Raw genomic sequence first — 21,202 nt, forward strand, 5'->3', positions numbered from 1 at the left:
GGGCCATTTTTCCATAAGCGCGGACATTCGGCAAATGACGGCATAAGCGGCAACCGCTACAATGAAAATGCCTTCATCCACGCTTGGGAAAATCATGGGACTTGCCCTTTTCGACCTCGACCACACCCTGCTCAACGGCGACAGCGACCACGAATGGGCGCGCTTCCTGATGGACGAAGGTATCGTCGATCGCGAGGCCAGCAACCGGATCAATGAGCAATTCTATGCCGACTATGCCGCCGGCACACTGGACATCCACGCCTTCGCGCGCTTTGCCTTCGCGCCCCTGGCAGCGCATCCGATCGAAATGCTGAAATCCTGGCGGGCACGCTATCTGCGCGAACGCATCGAACCCATGATCACTGATGCGGCCCGCGCGCTGGTGAAGCGCCATCGAGATAGCGGCGATACGCTGGTCCTGATCACGGCCACCAACAGCTTCGTCACCCGACCGATTGCGGAGTTGTTTGCCATCGAACACCTAATCGCCACCGAGCCGCGCAGGGTCGATGACCGGTATGTCGCCGAGATCGAAGGCATCCCCGCCTTTCGCGAGGGCAAGGTCGCTCGCCTGGACGAATGGCTGTCGTCAAGACCGGCTTTGGCGGAGGCCGAGTCGTGGTTCTACAGCGATTCGCACAACGACCTACCACTGCTCGAACGCGTCGACCACCCTGTGGCCGTCAACCCTGACGACAAGCTGATTGCCGCCGCCAATGCCCGTGGCTGGCCGATACTCGATCTACGTGCCACCGCTCAGCCGAAACTTTCAGCCAACGCCTGAAGCTCAAGTCCCGCGGAACTCTGCGCCTTGCCGGCGGCGACAACGGCCGCCATATAGCCTTGAAAGAACGCGGGCAGCGTCTTGACCAGCTGTTGTTTGCGCAGGCGGCCCACACCGTAAATCGGCCACATCGGGCGCAAGCCGCCGTTGGGCAGGGCATCGCAGACCTTCAAACCCCAGCCAGAATGGGCAACATCCCACACATGGTGACGTACCACGAGCCTGAAGACGTGCTCCGCATCCATGTCCTGCATACCGATGCCTGGCCCCAGATATTCCACCTCCAGCGCCGCGCTCAAGGCCTCGATACGCCGATCCAGGCCGCGCAAAGCGGCTTCCAGCGCCTCGTTCACGACCACCTTCGGCGTAGCGGCCTGTGCGGCAAGCAATACGATCATCTCATCCATTGCCATCCTTCCCTCTCCGCACGCGCCGCATGCGGATATCTGCATCAATGGCCTTAAACCTCGACCATCTCGAAGTCTTCCTTGCTCGCGCCGCATTCCGGGCAGGTCCAGGTCAATGGGACATCATCCCAGCGCGTCCCAGGCGCGATGCCCTCCTCGGGCAGCCCCTTCGCCTCATCATAGATAAAGCCGCAGATCACACACATGTACGTCTTCACACGCAGCCTCCTAGGCTTGCAAGACAAAAGCGCGATATTCTCCACTCTTACATGCTTGGACGTAACCCCCTCTGAGGATACGTAGCGGACCTGATATGAACGGTAATCAACTCCCTCCCATCGTCCTGTGCATCGCGGGGATCGACCCGACCGGCGGTGCTGGCCTTGCGGCCGATATCGCAACGGTACTGAGCCTCGGCGGGCACCCCGCGCCGGTGGTCACGGCCGTCACCGTACAAGACACCCGCCGCGTCCACGATTACCACGCTCTGCCCGCCACGCTAATCGTCGAGCAAGCCCGCGCGATACTCGACGACATGCCTGTCGGCGCCATCAAGCTCGGCATGCTCGGCGAAGTCGACATCATTGAAGCCGTACATACTCTGCTACGAGACCACCCCCGTATACCGGTTGTACTCGACCCCGTGCTGCAGGCCGGCGGCGGCGGCGAACTCGCCGGGCACGGCGCCCTTGACGCCCTGCGCGAACTGCTGCTGCCACTGTGCACTCTGGTCACTCCGAACGTGCCGGAGGCTTATCGGCTCGCGCCCGGCGCGGACTCCATCGACGCCGGAGGCATGGCGTTGCTTGAGGCTGGCGTCGAGTATGCCTTGATCACCGGCACCCACGCGCGAAGCGAGGCCGTGATCAATCGGCTCTATGGCAACCACGGCCTGATCGAACGTTATGAATGGCCGCGCCTGCCGGGCGAATACCACGGCTCGGGCTGCACCCTCGCCTCCGCCTGCGCCGCACTGATCGCGCAGGGCGAATCACCCGCCGCCGCCGTCAGGCGAGCACAGTCCTACACCTGGCGCAGCCTGCAGGGTGCGCATGCGCTGGGCAGCGGACAGGCAATTCCTGACCGACTGTTCTGGGCACGTGACGGAGGCGGCGGTCATTAGCGCCAGCAGACATCGGCCACCTCTCGGCGGCCTCTACGTCATCACCGACGCCCACCTGACTCCGGGTAACCGGCTCATTGAGGCTGCGGGCGAAGCCCTGGCAGGTGGCGCGCGCTGGCTGCAATACCGCGACAAAGGCGACGACGAGACGCGCCGCCTCGCTGAGGCACGCGCCCTGCAGCGTCTTTGCCACGAACAAGGGGCCGGCTTTATCGTCAACGACGACCTCGACCTCGCCGTCGCCTGCGGCGCAGACGGGCTGCACATCGGCGCGGACGATGCGCCTTTGGCCGAGGCACGCGCGCGGCTCGGCCCCGAGGCCGTGATCGGCATATCCTGCTACAACCGCCTCGACCTCGCCCGCGAAGCCGCGGCGGCGGGCGCCGATTACCTCGCCTTCGGCAGCCTTTACCCATCGCAGACCAAGCCCGAGGCCGTAGCCGCCGGGCTGGCGCTGATCCACGACGCCCGCACGTTCGGCCGCCCGGTTTGCGCCATCGGCGGGATCGACGCCGGCAACGCCGCGGCCGTGATCGCCGCCGGCGCCAACCTGATCGCAGTCGTCAGTGCAGTGTTCGGGGTTGCGGACATTCGCACCGCCGCACGGCGCCTGTCCATGCTGTTCAAAACCGGCTGATCCGCCACCATCTTACGGCCATCGGGTACACTGCCGCCTTTGGCGACATGCACGAGGACCGAACCCATGAGCGACACCCACGCACGCTTTGACCGCGCCCAGCGCCACATTCCCGGTGGCGTCAATTCGCCGGTACGCGCCTTCAAGGGTGTCGGCGGCGAACCTCTGTTCATCGAGCGTGCCGAGGGTGCCTATCTGCACGCCACCGACGGTCGCCGTTACATCGACTACGTGGGCTCGTGGGGCCCATGATCCTCGGTCATGCACACCCAGAGGTCGTCGCTGTCGTGCAGGAAGCGGCCGCCCACGGTCTGTCCTTTGGTGCGCCGACCGAACTAGAAACCGAGATGGCCGAGCGCGTCTGCGAACTCGTGCCGTCGATGGATATGGTGCGCATGGTCAACTCGGGTACCGAGGCGACCATGAGCGCGATCCGGCTCGCACGGGGCTTCACCGGCCGCGACAAGATCGTCAAATTTCAAGGCTGCTACCACGGCCATGCTGACAGCTTGCTGGTCAAGGCTGGCTCCGGTGCGCTCACGCTCGGTGTGCCGGATTCACCCGGCGTACCCGCTGCGCTCGCCGAACATACCCTGACGCTGCCCTATAACGATCTTGACGCCACCGCCGAGGCCTTCTCCCATGTCGGCGGGCAAATTGCCTGCATCATCGTCGAGCCGGTTGCCGGCAACATGGGCTGCATCCCTCCCGTGCCTGGCTTCCTGGAGGGGCTGCGCACCCTATGCGACCGCTACGGCGCCCTGCTGATCTTCGATGAGGTAATGACCGGCTTCCGCGTCGCCCTCGGCGGCGCACAGGCGCTCTACGGTATCCAACCGGACCTGACCACACTCGGCAAGATCATCGGCGGCGGTATGCCCGTAGGTGCCTTCGGCGGTCGCCGCAAGATCATGGAACAGCTCGCGCCCCTCGGCCCCGTGTATCAGGCCGGCACACTATCGGGCAATCCACTGGCGATGGCCGCGGGTCTCAAGACCCTGGAGTTGATCTCGGTACCCGGCTTCCACGAACATTTGACACACACCACCCGGCATCTGATTGAAGGACTCGAGGTCGCCGCGACCGAGGCCGGCGTAGCGCTGCGGATCAACCAAGTCGGCGCCATGTTCGGACTGTTCTTCACCGATGCGCCGGCGGTCACCCGCTTTTCGGACGTCATGGCCTGCGACGCCGACCGCTTCCGCCTGTTCTTCCACGGCATGCTCGACGAAGGCATCTACCTCGCACCTTCGGCTTACGAGTCCGGCTTCGTTTCCAGCGCCCACGGCAAGGACGAAATCCAAGCCACGCTGGCCTCGGCGCAGCAGGCCTTCGCCGCAATGAGCTGAATGCAGAGACAACCCGGGTTCTCAAGCCAACTCGCGCAGCACCCTGAAACCAAGATTGGTGTCGAGTTCGTCGGCCAGCCGCGGTCGCCGGGCGGCGCTGCGTGCGAGCACCGCCGGGTCAAACCAGGATCCGCCGCGTGTAACCCATCGCGTTGACGAACCCGGCGGCGGGTGAGCGTGCCCGTCGGGTTCCGCACCAGTATGGTCCTCACTCCATGGACTGGCGGTCAGCTCCCATATGTTGCCGTGCATTTCGTGCAAACCCCACAGATTCGCTGGCAGACTGCCGGTCTCGCGCAAGCGAGCGGCCGACGCACAGCCCGCCACGTGCCAACGCCGCGTGCCGGGGGGGTAGGGAAAGGCCGGATTGAAGCAGACCTGCCGGCAATCGACCTGCTCGCCGAAGGCGAACGGTGTACGGCTACCGGCACGCGCGGCGTACTCCCACTCACCCTCTGTTGGTAGTCGATAATATTCCCCAGTCTCTGTCGACAGCCAGGCCAGATAAGCCGTAACCTCTCGCGGGCGGAGGTTGATCATCGGCTGCCGCCCCTGTGTGCGAATCAGTTCAGCCCGTGGTCGCCAGCCACTGGCTCGCGCGTAACGCGCGAAATCGTCCGCAGTCACCGCACAACGGCCCAACGCATAGGCCCGACGCAACCTTAGATAGCGCACCGGTCCTTCCTCCGGTCCTCGACCTGGTTCGGTTTGGGGCGAGCCCATCTCGAAGCTGCCCGGTGGGATCACGATCAATTCGGGTCCCGCACCACCGTCCGCAAGTTCATCTGCGAAGCAAACCGGCCGACCGACCGTCGCCGCGGCGACGACTTGCCAGTCTCTTCGCGACTGGGGCTCCAGATCGTGCATGAAGGGCTCATGCTCCTGTGCCGGGCTGTCAGAATCCGCCATCTCCATCCTCACCGGCCGTCGCCCAGGCAAGATGCCCGGCGACGGCTGCGCTATGGTATACGCGACAGGCATCGACGGTACGGGGGAACCCTCGCCGCCAGCGCATGGTCCTAATCAATAGAAGGATGGCACACACACGTAAGCACGGAGGTCCAAGATGAACGTGACCCGGCTGGACGATGGCCACTTTTCCATCGAAATCGACATCCTTTCCGCTGAAAAACTCTATCAGGCCATTAACAAGCACGCAGTGGACCTGACCAATGGCGCGCTCGAATTCGCCAGCCTGCTACAGGAGGCCTATTACGATGCCTCCCATACCTTCCGGCAGCCGCCGCATGCCTTCGACGAGCATCACCCGCGGCACCCGGTTTCGGAGGACTAAGATTATGCGCATTGTAAAACAGGACAAGAAATCCGTTACCGTTACGCTCAATGCATCCAAGGCACAAGACCTGCTTGACGGCCTGTTGGCGCACCCAGAGCTGGGAGATTTGGCAACCGACTTGAGTGCCAAATTGCAGGCAGCCGGCGTGGAGCCACAACCTTCGGACGCCCCTATCCGCTACGAGCACGCCCCACCGCTACAGCACTAAAAACGGCATAACGGCAAGGAGCGCCAGTATATGGAAGTACGCCATTTACTTGATCGCTGGTCGCAGGAAAGCCGCCAGCGTGATCGGCTACGTACGATTCAATTGCGTCTAGACGCCGTCACAGTAGCGCAGTTACACGCGCTGGAGGACATGTACCCAGGACACTCGCTTGGGCATATTGCAAACGATCTGTTGCGGGCGGCACTCGCAGATCTGGAAGCCACGCTCCCCTACGAACCCGGTCCACGCATCCTGCGCGAGGACGAATTTGGCGACCCGGTGTACGAGGATATCGGGCCCACGCCGCGTTTTCTCGCGCTGACTCAGCAGTACCTGAAGACGCTAGACCAACAGAAAGAAGCCGATCCACCCGCGTAAAGCGGCGCGGTGAAACGGCGCCGGCCGCCCAATTCAATCGATCAACGGTGCTTCAGGACCCGGCATGGCCTTGCATTCGTTGAATATGCGGCGATTGCAGTGTCGGCAAATGTCGTGATCAAGTTTGCGGCGCACGATATCGGCGATGGCCTCGCCCTTGTTCAGATAGACGTTGTCCCAGCCAATTTTGTCGAGATAGTCGCCTCGTCTGAGCGTATTCCAAGGCTCCTCCTTGAGCCGGTAAAGCGACAGACTGCCACCCGCGGCGCGGCGGCTGGTAGCCTCGCGGGTGATGAACTCGGCACCGGCGACATCCACAAAATTGACGCCGGAAGCGATGAGCAACAGGTGTTTCTGTCGCGGCTCATGCTCGGTGAATTCGCGCAGCCGCTCGGCGACGTAATTCACCGCACCGAAAAACAGCGAGCCGTCGACGCGTACGATCTTGAGCTGCGGGCATTCGGGCAGCGCCGAGTCGCTGTTGAATTTGCGGTTGGGCAGTCTCGGATCGGGTACGCGCACGCGCACGCTGGGCCGCGAGGTACGATTCAGATACACCAGCAACGAGGCAATGATGCCGACCATGATCGCAAACTCCAGTTCCATCAGGAGCGTGGAGAAAAAGGTCACGGCGAGTACGGCAGCCTCGGTTCGGCTGGTCTTGAAGATCAGCGAAATGTGGTGGAAATCGATCAAGCCCCAGGCCACCAGCATCAGAATGCCAGCCATCGCCGCATTGGGCAGGTACGTCGCGAGCGGCGCCACCAGCAGCACGACGATCATCAACAACAGACCAGCAAAGACCGCCGCCAGCGGCGTACGCGCGCCAGCGGCATAATTCACGCCGCTGCGGTTGAAGGAACCCGTGGCAACATAGGCCGAGAAAAAGCTGCCGATCATGTTGGACAGCCCTTGCCCGATGAACTCCTGGTTACCGTCCACGTGCTGACCGGAGCGGACCGCAAGCGAACGCGAGATCGATACGGCCTCAGTGAGTGCAAACAAAGTCACGGCAATGGCACCCGGCAGCAGGTGCTTGATCGTCTCCGGCGAAAAATCCGGCATGGAAAGTGGGGGCAGTGCCGCTGGCAAAGCACCCACGGTCTTGATACCCGTGACGGCCTGTCCCAGCGACGAATTCAGCAGGTAGGCAACCACGCTACCGAGAATCATCGCGGCGATCATGTACGGGAACTTGGGCAGGAAACGTTTGAACAGCAGACCCGAGACCAGCGTCGCGACGCTCACCGCCACAACGTAAGGATTCACCTCGATGATGTGCGCTCCGATATGCAGCAGCACCTCGTGGGGATGCAGGCCGCGCGGAATATCCATGCCCAGGAAGTGTTTGAGCTGGCTGGCCGCGATCAGAATCGCCGCGCCGGCGGTGAAGCCGATCACTACCGAGTGCGAGATGAAGTTCACCAGGGTGCCGAGGCGCGCGAAACCCAGGCCCAACTCGATTACGCCCACCATGAACGTCAGCGTAAGCGCCAGGGCGACATAGTGGGCCGTACCCGGCTCTGCATAGGCGGAGAGTACCGAGAACAACACGATGGAGCCGGCCGTGGTCGGCCCCGATACCAGATGCCAGGAGGAACCGAACAGCGCTGCGATGATAGCCGGTACCATGGCAGCATAGAGACCGTATTCCAGTGGCATGCCCGCGATCGCCGCGAAGGCCACGCCCTGCGGCAGCACCACCACGGCGCCGGTCAGTCCGGCCATCAGGTCGGTGCGGAAACTGCGGCGATCCACGTTCGGCAGCCAAGCCATGAACGGAAACAGCGTTTTTACCCAAACGGGGACACTACGGCGGGCACCGGCTTCCAAGTCTGACCTCCTGCGAGAACGGGCTTGAAAGCCCATACAAAAAACGAACATTATACGCCTTCATCGGATTCGATCCGAGCAGGCAGTAATATACTGATATAGACGATGCCAGAGCACAGCGACAGTGTACCGGCTTGGCATGCCCTGCTGGCCGAAGCGATACATGAACGGCTCGATAGCCCGCCTGGCGGGCTTGACCCCGCCAATGCGGACGAACGTCTGCGTCAGCATGGCCCCAATCGCCTACCCGCCCCCGCCCAACGCGGCCCGTTGCGACGTTTCCTGGCCCAATTCCACAATCTGCTGATCTACGTGTTATTGGCAGCCGGCGGCATCACGCTGCTGCTGCGGCACTGGGTAGATGCCGGAGTGATACTCGGCGTAGTCGTGATCAATGCCCTGATCGGCTTTCTGCAGGAGGGGCGAGCCGAGCATGCCATGGCTGCCATCCGCGCAATGCTCTCACCCAAAGCCACCGTCATGCGCGGCGGCGTGCTGCATCAGGTTGATGCGCAGGCACTGGTTCCCGGCGACATTGTCCGTCTTGAGGCGGGCGACCGCGTACCCGCCGATTTACGCCTGCTGCACACCCGAAACCTGCGTGTCGACGAATCCAATCTGACCGGCGAATCGCTGCCGGCCGATAAGCAAGTCGCGCCTTTAGCACCCGATACCCCGCTTGCCGACCGCCGCAACATGGCCTATTCGGGCACGTTGGTCGTCGGTGGACAGGCCACCGGCGTCGTCATCGCCACCGCGGGCGACACCGAACTTGGGCGCATCAACGCCCTGCTTGCCGATATCGAACCACTGACCACACCGCTGCTACTTCAGATACAGGGGCTCGCCCGACTACTGACGCTCGGCATCCTCGCCCTGGCCACGCTCACATTCGCCTTTGGCGTCTGGCTGCACCAACAAGACATGCTCGACATGTTCCTCGCCGCTGTCGCCTTTGCGGTGGCTGCCATTCCTGAAGGCCTGCCGGCGATCATCACCATCACGCTGGCGATCGGCGTGCGGCGCATGGCCGAGCGTCACGTCATCATTCGACGACTACCGGCGGTCGAGACGCTCGGTGCGGTCAGCGTCATCTGCAGCGACAAGACCGGCACACTGACGCGTAACGAAATGACCGTGGTCTCCCTGCTGACGGCCAGCGCCTACTATTGGGTCGAAGGCGTCGGCTATTCGCCAGAGGGTCGGATCAAGACCGTGGATGGGTCCGCCTCGACACCCAATCCCGGCGATCTCACGGAGCTGCTACGGAGCGGCCTGCTGTGCAACGATGGCGGCATCGAACAGCTCAACAATCAGTGGTCTGCCGTGGGCGACCCCATTGACGCCGCGCTGGTCGCGGTGGCGCGCAAGCAGGGACTGGACCTCGCCGTCGAGACCGAGGCTTGGCCGCGGATTGATGCCATTCCCTTCGATGCCGGTCTGCAAATGATGGCGACACTTCATCACGACCGTCAGGCACATCTCTTCATCGCACTCAAGGGCGCCCCCGAACGCGTGCTCGCACGCTGTACGTCGCAACGCCGCGACGGCGTCGACGAGCCGATTGACCCGGATTACTGGCAGACGCACTTGGAATCGTTGGCGGATACCGGCCAGCGCATATTGGCCTTGGCCGTGCGCACCATGCCGCCTTCAACCGACTCGCTGAGTCACGCGGCGCTCGAAGGTGGCTTCAGTCTGCTCGGTTTTGCCGGATTCATCGACCCACCGCGGGAGGAGGCCGCTGCCGCCGTGGCGCACGCCGCCAGTGCCGGCGTCAGCGTGAAGATGATCACCGGCGACCATGTACGCACCGCCGCAGCCATCGCGGCGAGCCTGGGCATCAGCGGCGCACGGCCGCCACTCACGGGTAGCGCGCTGGATGCCCTCAACGAGGCCGCGCTGGCCGGCATCGTGCGCGACACCGCGGTATTCGCGCGCATGGCTCCCGAGCACAAGCTGCGCCTGATCCAGGCACTGCAACAGGATGGCCACGTGATCGCGATGACCGGCGACGGCGTCAACGACACACCGGCACTCAAGCGCGCCGATGTCGGGGTCGCCATGGGGCGCAAAGGCACCGAGGCCGCCAAGGAGGCCGCCGAAATCGTGCTTACCGACGACAACTTCGCGGGGATCGTGGCCGGCATCGAGGAGGGCCGCACGGCCTACGACAACATCCGCAAATCGATCCTGTTCATCCTGCCGACCAACGGTGCCGAGGCACTGGTCATCATGTCTGCGGTCGGGACCAATGCCTTACTGCCAATCACAGCGGTGCAAATTCTCTGGATCAATATGATCACCGCCGTCACGTTGTCCCTGGCGCTGGCCTTCGAGCGTCCGGAGGCCGGGGTCATGCGTCGCCCACCGCGCCAGCCGCGCACCCCTCTGATTTCACCGCTGCTGCTCTGGCGCATCGCCCTAGTGTCGGTCCTTCTGCTCGCCGCAGTCGACCTGGTCTTCTACGGCACCCTCCGCCTCGGTGCCGATCTCGATGTCGCGCGCACAGCCGCCGTCAACATGTTGGTACTCGGCGAAATGGCCTATCTGCTCAACGCCCGCTATCTGAGCGCCTCGACCATCAGCCGAGACGGCCTGAGCGGTAATCCCTGGGTGCTGCTCGCGCTGGCGCTCACCGCCGTCATCCAGCTGCTGTTTACTTACGCACCCCCAATGCAGGCCCTGTTCTCCACCCAAGCGCTACCCTGGTACGCCTGGCCACCCATGATTGCGCTGGCGCTGATCGTTTACTTGCTGGTGGAGCTGGAAAAGCACCAGATCCGGCGGCGAGGCCTTGATCAGGGGCGCTAGCTCGAGCATCCTCAAGCGTTTAATCACGAGCCCGTAGCACATGCCCCCTACTCATCGCCCACCCCTGCCGATCGAAGCCATCGAAGCCAACGTGCGGACCGCGTTGGCCGAGGACATCGGTGGCGGCGACCTCACTGCCGCACTGGTTCCCGAGAACATCACTGCGCGCGCCGAAGTGATCACCCGCGAGGACGCACTCATCTGCGGGCAAGCCTGGTTCGAGGCCGTCTTCCGTCAGCTCTCTCCCGCCATCTCAATCGAGTGGGCGATCGAAGAAGGAGAAGCAGCATTGGCAAACGCGTGCCTGTGCACGCTCACGGGTCCGGCAAGACCGCTGCTGAGCGGCGAACGCACCGCACTCAACTTCCTGCAGACGCTCTCCGGCACCGCCACCGCGACACGGCATTACGTGCGGCTACTCGAAGGCACGCGCACACGCCTGCTCGACACCCGGAAAACTCTGCCTGGGCTGCGGGCGGCGCAAAAATACGCGGTCGCCTGCGGCGGCGGTCACAATCACCGCATGGGTCTCTATGACGCCATCCTGATCAAGGAAAACCACATCGCCGCTGCCGGCTCCATCGCTGCGGCGGTGCGGCGCGCGCACGAGATCGCACCCGGCGTGAAGGTAGAGGTCGAGACCGAACACCTCGGCGAACTGGATGAGGCACTCACTGCGGGCGCCGACATCGTCATGCTGGACGACTACAGCCTTGAAGACATGCGCACGGCGGTCGGTATTGCCGCCGGTCGCGCACAGCTTGAGGTTTCCGGTGGCGTGGACGAAACGCAGTTGCGGCGGATCGCGGAAACCGGCGTCGATTTCGTCTCCGTCGGCTCACTGACCAAGCATCTGCGCGCTACGGATCTGTCGATGCGATTCACCTTCGCCACCGGCGGCTAAGGATGCCAGCCCCCAATATGCACCCGAGAGCCCGGCTGCACAGCATGGGGCATGCCTGGCGCGGCCTGCGCTGGATGTTGCGTACTCAAGCCAACGCCCGCCTGCACCTGGCGGCGACACTCATCGTCATCGCCGCGGGTCTTGCGCTACATCTCGCTGCAGGCGAGTGGACTCTGCTGGCGCTGACTATCGCACTGGTGTGGGTTGCTGAGGCCGTCAACACCGCCATCGAGTGCCTTGCCGATGCCCTGCACCCCGAGCACCACCCCTTGATCGGGCGAGCCAAAGACGTTGCGGCGGCTGGCGTGCTGCTCGCGTCTATTGGCGCCATGACCGTGGCCACACTGATTCTGCTGCAACATGTCCTCTGGGGATCTTTGCCCTGAGTACACTGGCAAACCCGTGCTACCACCATTTCTCGTAGATCAACTGCGTCGGCGACAACCCGCCGTGCTGCAGATCCCGCGCCATGTCGTCGACGAAGCCCGGCGGCCCGCAAAAATAGTACAAGGCGTCACAATCGACCCCCGCCTCATCGAGTAATACGCGATTGATACGCCCCTCGAATCCGCTCCAGTCACGATTGAGCGGCTGGGTCACTGTGTAGAAACAGCGGATATTGTCGCGGGCCGCACTCATCGCATCGAGTTCCTCTCGGAACAGGATGTCCTGTGGGTCGCTGACGCTGTAGATCAAGGTCGCCGACACGCCCGCCGCCGACGCATATACGTATCGCAGAATGCTCAGCAGGGGGGTCACGCCGATCCCGCCAGCCAGCAGCACTAGGCGGTCGCCCATCGCACGCTCATAACGGAAAACACCCTGCCCGCCGGAAATACCGACCACGTCGCCGACGCGCGCGCTGCTGTGCAGGTAGTGGGTGACCGCGTGGGTCGCGGAGTCCTTGACGGCCAGTTGCAGGCGCCCCCGCACCCCCGGTTCGGAGACGATGGAGTACCCCCCCACCTCAACCCGGTCCCCGACGCGGGCATATAAATCGATCCACTGACCCGGCAGAAAGCCCACCGGTTGTTCGCCGTAATCCAACCAAAAAGACTTGATGGTCGGCGATTCGCGCCGGATTTCCACGATTTCCGCAGAAAAATCGCCGGCCGCGAGCGGCGCATGCGACACCGCCCGCGAGCCTTGCGGATCAGAAATGGAGTCGGATGCCGACGTGCAGGGCGTTGTCGAGCTTGTATTCCCCATAATTCTTCAGGTTCGCCTGCAAGACGCGATAGCCGACATAGGCCGTCGCGCCAGGAGTCACCTCGATCTGGTAATCCAGGCTGAGGTCAGATAAGGACTTGCCCTGACCGAAGGTCGTGATATTGGGCGCGTAATAGCCCTCTAACACCACGGCCATGGGCATGCGGTAGGGAATAGTGTATTTGACCAGGCCACCCAGTGCGATAGCCCCCACATTGACATTGGGTTTGTCGATAGACCCTGCATAGGCCTTGACGCCGAGGCCGAAGCTCAGGGGAGTTTGTCCGGCGGCCAGTCCCTCAACCTTGACGCTGGCATTGCCGATCACGTCGTGGCGACTGTTGACGAAACCACCGAAACCCACCTCGCCCCCGCTATAGCCTAGGGCACTCGACCCGGTGTAGAACTCAAGCTGGGCGGTATTATTGCCGAGTTGAAAATCCAGGCCATTGGCCATTGCCGCGGAACTCGCCGCCAGCAGACCGGCTCCAAGCACAGTCACAATGCGCATAGTGTCACCTTAAAAACAGTTGGTTGGACGGGCCCCGGAATCGCCGGGGAAGCGGCGGAGAGCAAGTCTAACATCCCTGGCGCAAGCCCCGTCCACCGTCGCCATTCAACGACGTGGAGCGCTTAACATGATGCGACTGGCAACGATGGGAGGGGCCACCCTCGGCAGTTGGCTCGGCTGGGATCTTGGACAGCCCGATGGTACCGGGCTCGCCATCGCGCTCAGCAGCGTGGGCACGGTGGCCGGCGTGATTCTGGGTTGGTGGCTGGTCCGCCGCTACCTGGAGTAATGTGGACCCGCCCAGCAAGCGATAGGCCTATAATCGCTGCGAATCACCGCTGGAACCTCACCATGCGCATCACTCTGGATGCCCTCAATGTGCTCGATGCCATCGATCGCAAGGGCAGTTTCGCCGCCGCGGCCGAGACCCTGCATCGCGTACCCTCGGCTGTGACCTATACGGTACAAAAGCTAGAGCAGGATCTGGATCTGGCGCTGTTCGACCGCAGCGGCCACCGTGCGCGACTGACGCCTGCGGGGCGCAAACTGGTACAGGAAGGCCGGCACCTGCTGCGCGCCGCAGACGATCTCGAATCCCTGGTCAAACGGGTTGCCACCGGCTGGGAAACAGAGCTGCGCATCGCCATCAGCGACCTCATCCCGGTCGCACGGCTCTACGCCATCCTGGGCGAATTCTACGACGCTGGACATGCCACCCGACTGCGCCTGAGCGAAGAAACCTTCGGCGGCAATTGGGATGCGCTGATGAGCGGGCGCGCGGACCTCATCGTCGGTGCCCCCGGCGACGGCCCACCGGAGGGTGGCTACAACGTGCGGCCGCTGGGCGAGGTCAGCTTCGTCTTCGTGGTAGCGCCGCAGCACCCGCTGGCACGCGTCGAGGAGCCGATACCGGAGTCGATAATTCGCCAGCATCGCGTCATCGTGGCGGCCGACTCCTCTCGCCATCTGCCGCCCCGCAGTTCCGGTATCGCCGGCACGCAAGACATACTCACCTTACCCAGCATGGAGGCCAAACGCGAGGCACACTGCCGCGGCCTGGGCATTGGCTACATGCCACGCCATCTGGTCGCACGAGATCTTGCCAGCGGGCGATTACTCGCCCGCAAGGTCGCCACGGACATAGCGCACCCCCGCTTGGCCCTCGCCTGGCGCGAAAACACCGAAGGCCTCGCGCTGGACTGGTTCCTCTCCCGACTCTCCCGGCTCGACTGGGTCGAGGGCATCATCGATTAACCCACCGCCCCGCCCAACTGCGGCAGATCGAAGAGCAACGCCTCGATCTCCCCAGTGGCCGTCAGCCGCAAGACCTCCTGCGCATCGGCCTCGACCGCATCGCCGGGACTCAAAGACAGGCCGTTGAGTTCCCCCGTACCACGGGCAATGAACAAGTACGCCACTCGCGCCGATGCCGGCACAAATTCGACTACCTCACCAGCCGGCAGCAGGGTCGCGTACAAGGCCATATCCTGATGCACCCGCACGGAACCTTCGCGGCCATCCCCGGAGGCAACCAGGCGCCAGCGCGCCGTCCGCTCGGCGGTCGAATAGGCGCGTTGTTCGTAGCTTGGCTCAAGCCCCGCCGTATCGGGCAGCACCCATATCTGCAGAAAGTGCACCGGCAGCGTATCCGAGGCATTGTATTCACTGTGGCTGACGCCAGTACCCGCGCTCATGCGCTGCACCTCGCCGGGTTGGATCAGTGCGCGGTTACCCAAGTTATCGCGATGCTCCAACGCCCCCTCAAGCACGTAACTCACGATTTCCATGTCCCGGTGCGCGTGCGTGGCGAATCCTGCGCCAGGCGCGACCCGATCCTCATTGATCACACGCAGATACGAAACACCCATATGGCTCGGATCGTGATAGCCGGCGAACGAGAAACTATGGTGGCTGTTCAACCAGCCATGACTGCCTCGACCGCGTTCCTCGCTCTTGCGTAGCTTGAGCATTTCCATGCCTCCGGCGTGGCCTGTAAAATACGAATGAATGAACTGATCCTAACCCGCGCCCGCCTCCTGTCAGCTGAAGGTTTTTGCACAAGTTCTTCAGGAATTTCGAGCGCACGTGATTGCACCGTGCGATCATGCCCCCCATATCAGCCCGCATAGCCATTACCTTCGACACCCATGGACAAATCACGTATTTATCGCATCGTTTTCCACAACCAAGGGAGCCTGTACGAGCTGCACGCACGCAAGATCGCGCAGAGCAGCATGTACGCCTTTCTCGAAGTTGAGGACATCGTCTTCGGCGAACGCTCCGCGGTCCTCGTCGACCCCGCAGAAGAGCGTCTCAAGGCCGAGTTCGCGGGCGTCAAGCGCAGCTATATTCCATTGCAGTCGGTGGTGCGCATCGACGAGGTCGAAAAGGCCGGTACCAATCGCATCCTCGCCGAGGCCGGCACGCAGGCCGGCGGCAAGATCGCCGCCTTTCCCTACCCAACACCGCCACGCCCAGCCGAATAGCCCGGCGTCCCCGTCAGGGCAGCAGCACGAGCTTGCCTTGTACCCGTCCTCCCTCGATTTGCGTATGCGCTGCCGCCGCTTCGGCGAGCACATAGCGGTGGCTGACGTGCAGGCGTAGGCATCCCTGATCGATGAGTTCGGCGCAGCGATCCAGAATCTCGCCCTGATGCGCCCGCGCCTCCGGAAGATCACGCATCAACGGCGTCAGCATCAGCTCAAAACCAATCTTGAGATTACGCGTACGCGCCTCTCTCCAAACCGTGCCGGCGGCGGGCTCGAGCAACGTAATCAGACTGCCGTAATGGGCCGTGGCGTCGATGCTGCGCGTGAAGGTTTCGCCGCCGACCGTATCGAAGCACACATCCACACCCCGTCCGTCGGTCCACTTTGCGATCGCCTCAACGAAATCCTCACGCCGATAATCGATCACGTGGTCCGCCCCCAACGCGCGGACGAAGGCCGCCTTCTCGGCCGTCCCAACGGTGGTCACCACGCGCGCGCCAGCCCATTTGGCCAGTTGGATCGCAACGTGGCCAACGCCACCGGCCCCTGCATGCACGAGCACCGTCTGCCCAGCCTGCAAAGCGGCGCGATCGAACAATCCTTCCCAGGCCGTCAGCAGAACCAACGGCCCGGCCGCGGCCTCCGCAAAATCGATCGATTTGGGTTTTCGCCGCGCGAGGGATGCCTCCAGCACGACATATTCGGCGTAACTGCCCGGCTCTCGGCCCAGACCGCCGTTGCAATACCAAACCTCATCGCCGGGTTTGAATGCGTTCACACCCGCGCCGACTTCGCAGATCACGCCGGCGCCATCGAGCCCGAGAATGGCCGGCAATGCATCCGGAAAAAACAGACCGCGGCTGCGCAGTTTGGTATCGATCGGATTGACCCCGGCGGCATGTACACGCACCTTGACCTGGCCGGCCCCGTCTATAGCCGGTTCCGCCACCTCGGCAAGCTGCAACACCTCCGGACCACCCGCCGCCAACATCTGAATCGCCTTCATGGCCATACCTCCTGTATCACTGCATGGCACTCACGCGAGCGCCGGATTAGGAGGTTTGACGATAACGCATTCGCCGTCGCGAATCGGTTCACCAGAATAAAAAAGGTCCGGCACAAAGGCCGGACCCAATGGAGAACATCTGCAGACCTCAAGTCGGGCCGGGGGATGACGCTACCACTCCCCGGCTGGAGGGAGATGACTTAAGGCACCATAAGTTTAGACAATCGAAATGATTACAACAAGCCTGAGTTATGCGGGCATAAGCACAAATCCATACCCCTAGGCGATCGGGCGTGTCGGGTCCCGAATCCACTCGCTCCACGACCCCGGATACAGTCGCCCGCCGGGCAAACCGGCATGCGTCATGGCCAGCAGCAAGTGGCAGGCGGTTACGCCCGATCCGCACATGGCGACGACCGTCTCGGCGGGCGCACCCGATAGCAGCGATTCAATCTGCTCACGTAGCGCTGCGGCAGGCAAAAAATGTCCACGTTCATCCAGCAAGTGGGTGAAGGGATGGTTCACCGCACCGGGCACATGCCCCGCCACCGGGTCGATGGGTTCGACCTCCCCCCTGTAGCGCGCGGCGGCCCGCACATCGATCAGGCAACATCGGCGATCCGCCAGTGCGGTCTGCAGCGCCTCCACCCCCAGGCTAAGGTCTACGCGCGGCGTGCCGGTGAAGCTTCGTGGCGTCGGCACCGATGACTGCGTCTCCAGTGCATGGCCAGCGGCCAACCAGGCCTGCACGCCACCATCGAGTACGCAGACATCGGCGTGGCCGAGCCAGCGCAGCAGCCACCATAACCGTGCCGCATAGACACCACCGGCGTCGTCGTAGGCAACCACACGCACCCCGGGGCAGATCCCCCACTCGCCGCAACGCGCGCCGAACGCCTCAGGCGTCGGCAGCGGATGACGCCCCGTATCTGGTCCAAGATGTCCGGAAAGCGCCTCATCGAGATGCGCATACACCGCACCGGGCAGATGCCCGGCCAGATAGGCCTGTCGCCCCGCGTTCGGGTGTGCGAGATCGAAACGACAGTCGACCAAGACTATCGACGCGTGCGCGTTCAGCGCACGCGCGAGGGCATCGGCATCGATCAGGCAATCCGACATCTTCAATCCTCTTTCGCGCGGCCCATCGGGGTCAGCGACGGGCACGCCACGCGGGTTCCGCCAAGGCCGCAATAACCAGCCGGGTGCTGGGCCAGGTATTGCTGGTGATAATCCTCCGCCAGATAGAAGGTTTCCATGAGACCGATCTCGGTGGTGATCTCCCCACAACCGGCAGCACTCAAAGCCGTCTGGTAGGCCGTGCGCGAAGCCTCGGCGATTGCCAGCGAGGCTGCATCGTGAGCAAGAATAAGCGAGCGGTACTGGGTGCCGACGTCATTACCCTGGCGCATGCCCTGCGTCGGATCGTGACTCTCCCAGAAACAGCACAACAGCTCGGCATAGGTAATCGCGTCAGGATCGTAGACCACACGCACCACCTCGGCATGCCCGGTCAAGCCCGAACAAACTTCATCATAAGTGGGATTTCGCGTATATCCACCGGCATAACCGACGGCAGTCACCCAAACGCCCGGCACTTGCCAGAAGCGTCGCTCCGCGCCCCAGAAACAACCCAGACCGAAGGTCGCCAAATGCGATGTTGCGGGATAAGGCGGCAGCAAACTACGCCCCGTCACTCTATGGGGTGCCGGCAACGGCAACGGCTCATTGCGGCCAGGCAAGGCCTGCTCCGCGCCCGGCAAGGCGCTTGTTTCGTGATTTGACCAGAACATCGGCGCTATCCTCATTCAAGGTTTCGTTCGGTGGCATGACTCAATCTTCCTGGGTATAGGCGCGGATAATGTAACCCCCTGATTTCTCATCATGCTCAAGCACCAACAGCCCCCTAGTCTGAGCCTCCTCCAACAAGGTACTGAAGGTACGGAAACCATAATAGGACTCGCTGAAACCTGGCTTGCGACGCTTGAGCGCCTGCTTGACCATCGAACCCCAGACCTTCTCCTCCTCGCCTCGTTCCTCGAACAGATCCTCCACCGTCGCCATCAGCTGCTCCAGCCCCTCCTGGCGGCGAGTCTCGCCATCGGCTTCGGCCTGATCGGCCTCGATCTCCCCGCTGCCCGGCGCGTTCTTGCGCGTCGCCTGGGCCTTGGGTGCGGGCTTCTTGGGCGTGGTACGACGCGGCTTGGCGGTCGCCCGCACAAGGTCGTCGTAATAGATAAACTCGTCGCAATTGGCGATCAACAGGTCCGAGGTCGATTCCTTGACACCCACCCCGATCACGACCTTGTTGTTCTCTCGCAACTTGCTGACCAGCGGCGAAAAATCCGAGTCACCGCTAACGATCACGAAGGTATCGAGGTGCGCCTTGGTGTAACACAGATCCAGTGCGTCCACGACCATGCGGATGTCGGCCGAATTCTTGCCCGACTGGCGCACATGCGGTATCTCGATCAGTTCGAAGGCCGCCTCGTGCATGGCTGCCTTGTATTCCTTGTAGCGCTCCCAGTCGCAGTAAGCCTTCTTGACCACGATATTCCCCTTGAGCAGCAGGCGCTCCAGGATCTTCTGCATGTCGAAACGCGCGTAACGCGCGTCGCGCACACCAAGCGCCACGTTCTCGAAATCGCAGAAAACGGCCATATTCTGAGTGGCGTTAACCATGCAGCGCGCCTCGCCTCATTCGCGTGCCGCCCGCATGCGCCAGCCGCCATCGGCGGGTGTAAGCTGCGGATTCGTTCACTCTGGTCCACGTCATGTCCATCGCATCCTATTTAATCCCAACGGTCATCGTCGGCTATCTCGCCTGGCAGTGGCGACCCCTGTGGCGCGCGCGCCGGCAACGCGGACAAGCCGCCCTCGGGCTGGAGCGCGTATTTCCGGCAGGCGTGCCCGACAAGGCTGCAGTCTACTTCTGGAGCAGCCACTGCGTCATGTGCCGGGGCATGACCCCGATCATCGAGCGCTTGGCGCAGGAACGCGGCGACATCGCCTGCCTCGACGCCGAACGTGAGGTGACGCTGGCCAAGGGACTTGGCGTCATGGCAACGCCAAGTCTGGTCGTAATACGCGGGGGACACATTGCACGCATCGTGGTCGGTGCGCAGTCGGAACCGCGCATTCGCCGATTGCTCGATGAAACGCCTTCCGACCCGGATGCGCCGGGGGATTCGAACGGTTCGCGCGGCTAGGCCTGCGAACCCTGCCGCACGAAGGGGACAACAACCGCGACGGCAGGCGCAGGCGCAAATCCCATGTGGCGCATGTCTGCCGGGGGCATACCGTGATGCAGCACTGACGCTGCCGCCAGCACCAGCACACCCAGAACGCTCTCGATATGAACGGCACGGGCGCAGCGCGACAGCAGGTGGGCCCCACCAGGCGCGGTAGAGAGTGGCTGCCAGCCGGGTACGCGTGCCCAGAATGATGACCGGCCGACGGGCAAACCGACCCAGCGGCGAAGCGCTGGAAGCTTGTGGTAGCGATTGTGGCCACCGAGATAGACCATCCATGCGACCAGTATCACCTTGAATGACAACACCTGTCCGTACCGGCTCTGCCACAGGTCGTCCACCCGCTCCAAGCCACCCCAGGCGTTGTACACCCCAGAAACCACAATCGCGATCAATGCAATCGTGGCGACGCTCGACAGACGGGCGAACACCTCGACCGAGAGCATGCGCTCGACATCCACCTGTCTCATCAGCGCCGGGAACACAAGCAACGACATGGCAAACAGCCCACCCACCCAGATACCGCTGGACAGCACATGCACACAGTCGACCCAGACACCGATTGAGTAGATACCCTGATCGCCGGCATGCCCGGTTGCGCTGCGTGAAAACACCACCACCAGCAATACGACCATCGCCAGCCACGCAGCGGCACCGCGCCAGCCGCGCACGAATCCCACCAACCAACACACCCACAGGATGGCCACCGCGACCATACGCGTCTGCCAGATGAGACCGAAGTGCGTCTTATGCACGACCAGCGGCAGATAAGTCGGCAAGGCGGAGAACGCAGCACCGCTGAATTCGAGTGTACGCGAGGCCAACAATACGCCGCTGGCCACGGTCAGCAGCGCCAGCGCGATCCCCAAACCCGCCCAGAGTCGCGCATGAAAATACCCCGGCGCGTGCCGGGGTATCACCCAAATCGCGCAGGCCAACACACCGGCGCATGCCGAGATGGCCATGACGTCCAGCCAGGTCGCCAGAACGAAGAAGGATTCCATC

25 protein-coding genes and 1 pseudogene are annotated in these 21,202 nt (G+C 63.0%); 14 read left to right on the forward strand and 12 right to left on the reverse strand.

What is annotated here, in order from left to right:
- Positions 1 to 94: 94 nt before the first annotated feature.
- Positions 95 to 784, forward strand: a complete 690-nt coding sequence (locus BI364_RS14800; RefSeq protein ID WP_070079395.1) for a histidinol-phosphatase — start codon at positions 95 to 97, stop codon at positions 782 to 784.
- On the opposite strand, the gene BI364_RS14805 is transcribed toward BI364_RS14800, so the two are convergent.
- Both BI364_RS14805 and BI364_RS14810 read right to left on the reverse strand, forming a co-directional pair.
- Positions 757 to 1,191: a hypothetical protein gene (locus BI364_RS14805; RefSeq protein ID WP_156782785.1), complete on the reverse strand. Its 435-nt coding sequence runs from the start codon at positions 1,189 to 1,191 to the stop codon at positions 757 to 759. The two genes, BI364_RS14800 and BI364_RS14805, sit on opposite strands and share 28 nt — an antisense overlap.
- A gap of 53 nt (positions 1,192 to 1,244) precedes the next feature.
- Positions 1,245 to 1,409 carry a rubredoxin gene (locus tag BI364_RS14810; protein WP_267887961.1) on the reverse strand — a complete coding sequence of 55 codons (165 nt, stop codon included), beginning with the start codon at positions 1,407 to 1,409 and terminating at the stop codon, positions 1,245 to 1,247.
- A 95-nt stretch (positions 1,410 to 1,504) separates the two neighbouring features.
- Here BI364_RS14810 and thiD point away from each other — a divergent pair, with 95 nt between their 5' ends.
- The 3 genes and pseudogenes from thiD to hemL all read left to right on the forward strand — a co-directional run bounded on the left by thiD (position 1,505) and on the right by hemL (position 4,300).
- A complete protein-coding gene (thiD, locus tag BI364_RS14815; RefSeq protein WP_070079397.1) occupies positions 1,505 to 2,314 on the forward strand; it encodes a bifunctional hydroxymethylpyrimidine kinase/phosphomethylpyrimidine kinase in 810 nt (269 codons plus the stop codon).
- Positions 2,292 to 2,951 carry a thiamine phosphate synthase gene (thiE, locus tag BI364_RS14820; protein WP_070079398.1) on the forward strand — a complete coding sequence of 220 codons (660 nt, stop codon included), beginning with the start codon at positions 2,292 to 2,294 and terminating at the stop codon, positions 2,949 to 2,951. The genes thiD and thiE overlap by 23 nt, the downstream gene beginning before the upstream one ends.
- 66 nt (positions 2,952 to 3,017) lie before the next feature.
- Positions 3,018 to 4,300 (forward strand): annotated as a pseudogene (hemL, locus tag BI364_RS14825) (glutamate-1-semialdehyde 2,1-aminomutase).
- Positions 4,301 to 4,321: 21 nt separating this feature from the next.
- Here the strand turns inward: hemL and BI364_RS14830 are convergent.
- The gene (locus BI364_RS14830; RefSeq protein WP_070080121.1) at positions 4,322 to 5,167 is read right to left on the reverse strand and encodes a formylglycine-generating enzyme family protein; all 846 of its coding nucleotides are present in this window, start codon (positions 5,165 to 5,167) and stop codon (positions 4,322 to 4,324) included.
- Between the two features lie 199 nt (positions 5,168 to 5,366).
- Here BI364_RS14830 and BI364_RS14835 point away from each other — a divergent pair, with 199 nt between their 5' ends.
- Genes BI364_RS14835 through BI364_RS14845 form a run of 3 tightly spaced genes read left to right on the forward strand, consistent with a single transcriptional unit; the run spans position 5,367 to position 6,183 of the window.
- Positions 5,367 to 5,594 carry a hypothetical protein gene (locus BI364_RS14835; RefSeq protein ID WP_070079399.1) on the forward strand — a complete coding sequence of 76 codons (228 nt, stop codon included), beginning with the start codon at positions 5,367 to 5,369 and terminating at the stop codon, positions 5,592 to 5,594.
- Between the two features lie 4 nt (positions 5,595 to 5,598).
- Complete coding sequence (locus BI364_RS14840) at positions 5,599 to 5,805, forward strand: hypothetical protein (RefSeq protein WP_070079400.1); 207 nt, start codon at positions 5,599 to 5,601, stop codon at positions 5,803 to 5,805.
- Between the two features lie 30 nt (positions 5,806 to 5,835).
- A complete protein-coding gene (locus BI364_RS14845; RefSeq protein ID WP_070079401.1) occupies positions 5,836 to 6,183 on the forward strand; it encodes a hypothetical protein in 348 nt (115 codons plus the stop codon).
- Positions 6,184 to 6,216: 33 nt separating this feature from the next.
- On the opposite strand, the gene BI364_RS14850 is transcribed toward BI364_RS14845, so the two are convergent.
- On the reverse strand, positions 6,217 to 7,959 hold the full coding sequence (locus BI364_RS14850; protein ID WP_070079402.1) for a SulP family inorganic anion transporter: 1,743 nt from the start codon (positions 7,957 to 7,959) through the stop codon (positions 6,217 to 6,219).
- 162 nt (positions 7,960 to 8,121) lie between these two features.
- On the opposite strand from BI364_RS14850, the gene BI364_RS14855 reads away from it, so the two are divergent.
- Genes BI364_RS14855 through BI364_RS14865 form a run of 3 tightly spaced genes read left to right on the forward strand, consistent with a single transcriptional unit; the run spans position 8,122 to position 12,120 of the window.
- Positions 8,122 to 10,830 carry an HAD-IC family P-type ATPase gene (locus tag BI364_RS14855; protein WP_070079403.1) on the forward strand — a complete coding sequence of 903 codons (2,709 nt, stop codon included), beginning with the start codon at positions 8,122 to 8,124 and terminating at the stop codon, positions 10,828 to 10,830.
- Positions 10,831 to 10,870: 40 nt separating this feature from the next.
- Complete coding sequence (nadC, locus tag BI364_RS14860; RefSeq protein WP_070079404.1) at positions 10,871 to 11,734, forward strand: carboxylating nicotinate-nucleotide diphosphorylase; 864 nt, start codon at positions 10,871 to 10,873, stop codon at positions 11,732 to 11,734.
- A 17-nt stretch (positions 11,735 to 11,751) separates the two neighbouring features.
- A complete protein-coding gene (locus BI364_RS14865; RefSeq protein ID WP_070080122.1) occupies positions 11,752 to 12,120 on the forward strand; it encodes a diacylglycerol kinase family protein in 369 nt (122 codons plus the stop codon).
- 19 nt (positions 12,121 to 12,139) lie between these two features.
- Here BI364_RS14865 and BI364_RS14870 read toward each other — a convergent pair whose 3' ends face one another.
- Positions 12,140 to 12,868: a ferredoxin--NADP reductase gene (locus tag BI364_RS14870; RefSeq protein WP_070079405.1), complete on the reverse strand. Its 729-nt coding sequence runs from the start codon at positions 12,866 to 12,868 to the stop codon at positions 12,140 to 12,142.
- Between the two features lie 19 nt (positions 12,869 to 12,887).
- Positions 12,888 to 13,454, reverse strand: coding sequence for a YfaZ family protein (locus tag BI364_RS14875; RefSeq protein ID WP_070079406.1), 567 nt, complete (start codon positions 13,452 to 13,454; stop codon positions 12,888 to 12,890).
- A gap of 127 nt (positions 13,455 to 13,581) precedes the next feature.
- Here BI364_RS14875 and BI364_RS18070 point away from each other — a divergent pair, with 127 nt between their 5' ends.
- Positions 13,582 to 13,743, forward strand: coding sequence for a hypothetical protein (locus tag BI364_RS18070; protein ID WP_156782786.1), 162 nt, complete (start codon positions 13,582 to 13,584; stop codon positions 13,741 to 13,743).
- 62 nt (positions 13,744 to 13,805) lie between these two features.
- Positions 13,806 to 14,708 carry a LysR family transcriptional regulator gene (locus BI364_RS14880; protein ID WP_070079407.1) on the forward strand — a complete coding sequence of 301 codons (903 nt, stop codon included), beginning with the start codon at positions 13,806 to 13,808 and terminating at the stop codon, positions 14,706 to 14,708.
- Here the strand turns inward: BI364_RS14880 and BI364_RS14885 are convergent.
- Positions 14,705 to 15,430 (reverse strand): pirin family protein, encoded by a 726-nt coding sequence (locus BI364_RS14885; RefSeq protein WP_233279532.1) that lies wholly within the window; start codon positions 15,428 to 15,430, stop codon positions 14,705 to 14,707. The genes BI364_RS14880 and BI364_RS14885 overlap by 4 nt on opposite strands.
- Before the next feature lie 171 nt (positions 15,431 to 15,601).
- Between BI364_RS14885 and BI364_RS14890 the strand changes: the two genes are divergently transcribed.
- Positions 15,602 to 15,940 (forward strand): DUF1820 family protein, encoded by a 339-nt coding sequence (locus BI364_RS14890; RefSeq protein WP_070079408.1) that lies wholly within the window; start codon positions 15,602 to 15,604, stop codon positions 15,938 to 15,940.
- A gap of 13 nt (positions 15,941 to 15,953) precedes the next feature.
- Here BI364_RS14890 and BI364_RS14895 read toward each other — a convergent pair whose 3' ends face one another.
- The 4 genes from BI364_RS14895 to BI364_RS14910 form a co-directional block, all read right to left on the reverse strand.
- Positions 15,954 to 16,949, reverse strand: coding sequence for a zinc-dependent alcohol dehydrogenase family protein (locus BI364_RS14895; RefSeq protein ID WP_070080124.1), 996 nt, complete (start codon positions 16,947 to 16,949; stop codon positions 15,954 to 15,956).
- Between the two features lie 279 nt (positions 16,950 to 17,228).
- Positions 17,229 to 18,068 carry a sulfurtransferase gene (locus BI364_RS14900; RefSeq protein WP_070079409.1) on the reverse strand — a complete coding sequence of 280 codons (840 nt, stop codon included), beginning with the start codon at positions 18,066 to 18,068 and terminating at the stop codon, positions 17,229 to 17,231.
- Between the two features lie 2 nt (positions 18,069 to 18,070).
- Positions 18,071 to 18,739, reverse strand: coding sequence for a peptide-methionine (S)-S-oxide reductase MsrA (gene msrA, locus BI364_RS14905; protein WP_070079410.1), 669 nt, complete (start codon positions 18,737 to 18,739; stop codon positions 18,071 to 18,073).
- A 40-nt stretch (positions 18,740 to 18,779) separates the two neighbouring features.
- Positions 18,780 to 19,628: an NYN domain-containing protein gene (locus BI364_RS14910; RefSeq protein ID WP_070079411.1), complete on the reverse strand. Its 849-nt coding sequence runs from the start codon at positions 19,626 to 19,628 to the stop codon at positions 18,780 to 18,782.
- 92 nt (positions 19,629 to 19,720) lie between these two features.
- Here BI364_RS14910 and BI364_RS14915 point away from each other — a divergent pair, with 92 nt between their 5' ends.
- The gene (locus BI364_RS14915; protein WP_070079412.1) at positions 19,721 to 20,155 is read left to right on the forward strand and encodes a thioredoxin family protein; all 435 of its coding nucleotides are present in this window, start codon (positions 19,721 to 19,723) and stop codon (positions 20,153 to 20,155) included.
- Here the strand turns inward: BI364_RS14915 and BI364_RS14920 are convergent.
- A complete protein-coding gene (locus BI364_RS14920) occupies positions 20,152 to 21,201 on the reverse strand; it encodes a copper resistance D family protein (protein ID WP_070079413.1) in 1,050 nt (349 codons plus the stop codon). The two genes, BI364_RS14915 and BI364_RS14920, sit on opposite strands and share 4 nt — an antisense overlap.
- Between the last annotated feature and the right edge of the window lies 1 nt (position 21,202).

The sequence above is a fragment of the Acidihalobacter yilgarnensis genome (assembly GCF_001753245.1).
GTDB lineage: Bacteria > Pseudomonadota > Gammaproteobacteria > DSM-5130 > Acidihalobacteraceae > Acidihalobacter > Acidihalobacter yilgarnensis.

Excerpts from the sequence above, each read along its gene's own strand:
- BI364_RS14855 (WP_070079403.1), top strand. The coding sequence starts at position 8,122 with ATGCCAGAGCACAGCGACAGTGTACCGGCTTGGCATGCCCTGCTGGCC.
- BI364_RS18070 (WP_156782786.1), top strand. The coding sequence starts at position 13,582 with ATGATGCGACTGGCAACGATGGGAGGGGCCACCCTCGGCAGTTGGCTC.
- BI364_RS14920 (WP_070079413.1), bottom strand. The coding sequence starts at position 21,201 with ATGGAATCCTTCTTCGTTCTGGCGACCTGGCTGGACGTCATGGCCATC.
- BI364_RS14845 (WP_070079401.1), top strand. The coding sequence starts at position 5,836 with ATGGAAGTACGCCATTTACTTGATCGCTGGTCGCAGGAAAGCCGCCAG.
- BI364_RS14840 (WP_070079400.1), top strand. The coding sequence starts at position 5,599 with ATGCGCATTGTAAAACAGGACAAGAAATCCGTTACCGTTACGCTCAAT.
- BI364_RS14880 (WP_070079407.1), top strand. The coding sequence starts at position 13,806 with ATGCGCATCACTCTGGATGCCCTCAATGTGCTCGATGCCATCGATCGC.
- BI364_RS14900 (WP_070079409.1), bottom strand. The coding sequence starts at position 18,068 with ATGTCGGATTGCCTGATCGATGCCGATGCCCTCGCGCGTGCGCTGAAC.
- BI364_RS14805 (WP_156782785.1), bottom strand. The coding sequence starts at position 1,191 with ATGGATGAGATGATCGTATTGCTTGCCGCACAGGCCGCTACGCCGAAG.
- BI364_RS14895 (WP_070080124.1), bottom strand. The coding sequence starts at position 16,949 with ATGAAGGCGATTCAGATGTTGGCGGCGGGTGGTCCGGAGGTGTTGCAG.
- BI364_RS14875 (WP_070079406.1), bottom strand. The coding sequence starts at position 13,454 with ATGCGCATTGTGACTGTGCTTGGAGCCGGTCTGCTGGCGGCGAGTTCC.
- BI364_RS14915 (WP_070079412.1), top strand. The coding sequence starts at position 19,721 with ATGTCCATCGCATCCTATTTAATCCCAACGGTCATCGTCGGCTATCTC.
- BI364_RS14885 (WP_233279532.1), bottom strand. The coding sequence starts at position 15,430 with ATGGAAATGCTCAAGCTACGCAAGAGCGAGGAACGCGGTCGAGGCAGT.
- BI364_RS14800 (WP_070079395.1), top strand. The coding sequence starts at position 95 with ATGGGACTTGCCCTTTTCGACCTCGACCACACCCTGCTCAACGGCGAC.
- BI364_RS14890 (WP_070079408.1), top strand. The coding sequence starts at position 15,602 with ATGGACAAATCACGTATTTATCGCATCGTTTTCCACAACCAAGGGAGC.
- BI364_RS14835 (WP_070079399.1), top strand. The coding sequence starts at position 5,367 with ATGAACGTGACCCGGCTGGACGATGGCCACTTTTCCATCGAAATCGAC.
- BI364_RS14865 (WP_070080122.1), top strand. The coding sequence starts at position 11,752 with ATGCACCCGAGAGCCCGGCTGCACAGCATGGGGCATGCCTGGCGCGGC.
- BI364_RS14830 (WP_070080121.1), bottom strand. The coding sequence starts at position 5,167 with ATGCACGATCTGGAGCCCCAGTCGCGAAGAGACTGGCAAGTCGTCGCC.
- BI364_RS14850 (WP_070079402.1), bottom strand. The coding sequence starts at position 7,959 with ATGGCTTGGCTGCCGAACGTGGATCGCCGCAGTTTCCGCACCGACCTG.
- msrA (WP_070079410.1), bottom strand. The coding sequence starts at position 18,739 with ATGTTCTGGTCAAATCACGAAACAAGCGCCTTGCCGGGCGCGGAGCAG.
- nadC (WP_070079404.1), top strand. The coding sequence starts at position 10,871 with ATGCCCCCTACTCATCGCCCACCCCTGCCGATCGAAGCCATCGAAGCC.
- BI364_RS14910 (WP_070079411.1), bottom strand. The coding sequence starts at position 19,628 with ATGGTTAACGCCACTCAGAATATGGCCGTTTTCTGCGATTTCGAGAAC.
- thiD (WP_070079397.1), top strand. The coding sequence starts at position 1,505 with ATGAACGGTAATCAACTCCCTCCCATCGTCCTGTGCATCGCGGGGATC.